1 protein-coding gene is annotated in these 1,339 nt (G+C 45.4%); it reads left to right on the forward strand.

What is annotated here, in order from left to right; genetic code table 11:
- Positions 1 to 1,258: APC family permease (locus CXF69_RS00535; RefSeq protein ID WP_102078937.1), on the forward strand; the 1,258-nt coding region annotated here is incomplete at its 5' end.
- Between the last annotated feature and the right edge of the window lie 81 nt (positions 1,259 to 1,339).

Genomic DNA, 1,339 nt, shown 5'->3' on the forward strand with positions numbered 1-1,339 from the left:
TGCTGGTATTTTCGCTCTGACCGGTCAGATGGCTCAGATGACGGGTTCGCTTTTCCCACTTGCTTTTCTAGCCGCCGCAATCGTTGTTTCTTTTAGTGCCTATTCTTATATCAAAATCTCTAACGCTTACCCGTCGGCTGGCGGTGTTGCAATGTACCTGCATCAAGCATACGGAGATCGTTTACCGACTGGATTTAATGCCCTGCTGATGTATTTCTCCATGGTTATAGCGCAGAGCTTTTTGGCCCGGACGTTCGGGTCATACACTATGCAGTTATTCGGTGGCGATGACAGCGGTCGCATGGTATCCATCCTTGGCGCCGCGCTTATTCTTGCTGCGTTCTTTATCAATTTACTTGGTAATCGTTGGATTCAGGGGGTTGCATCGGTTATCGGTATTATAAAAATTGTCGGTATTCTTATATTCGGGTTGGTTGGTATCTGGCTAGCTGATAGCTTTGCAGTTGATTCTTCTACATTAGATGACACTAATACTGTTGGTGACTTTCTTGGCGCAACGGCGCTAGGCATACTGGCATTTAAAGGCTTTACCACGATTACCAACAGTGGCTCGGAAGTAAAAAATCCTCATCGCAACGTCGGCCGTGCCATTGTAATATCAATCGCAATATGCGTAGTTATTTACACTCTAGTCGGTTTCGCGGTGTCTAGTAATCTATCTCTTGCCGAAATCATCGAAACTAAAGATTACTCCTTGGCTGCCGCCGCACGCCCAGCACTTGGCGACTATGGTCTATGGTTCACAGTTGCAATCGCAATGGTAGCTACCGCTGGCGGCCTCCTTGCTAGCATCTTCGCAGTCTCTCGTATGCTCGCTATGCTAACCGAAATGAAGCTGGTACCCCACCGTCATTTGGGGATGCCGGGAAGCGTTCAAAAACATACGTTGGTCTATACTGTGGTGTTGGGTTTAGCTTTCACAACGTTATTTGACTTATCACGAATTGCAGCGCTTGGCATTGTTTTCTATCTAATTATGGATATCGCCATTCATTGGGGTGTTTTGCGATACCTTCGTCAGGATATAAAGGCGGTGATGTGGGTACCTATAGTGGCCATACTTCTTGACCTGTTGGTTCTCGGCGGTTTTGTCTGGATTAAACTAAACTCAGATCCATTCGTACTTGGCGTAGCAGTCGTCACTATTGTAGTGATTGCTGTGGCTGAGCAGGTTTACCTGAAATCTTCAGCGAGGAAAAAAGCTATCGAAAAAGATACGCTTGCAGACCATCATTGACAGTAACATCAAAGAGTTTACAGAAAATTGTTTGGTTAAAAATTGCATAGATTTAAGCGTCTGCTTACTATCTTCAAGAAT

This window comes from Psychrobacter sp. Choline-02u-9 (assembly GCF_002836505.1).
Taxonomy (GTDB): Bacteria; Pseudomonadota; Gammaproteobacteria; order Pseudomonadales; family Moraxellaceae; genus Psychrobacter.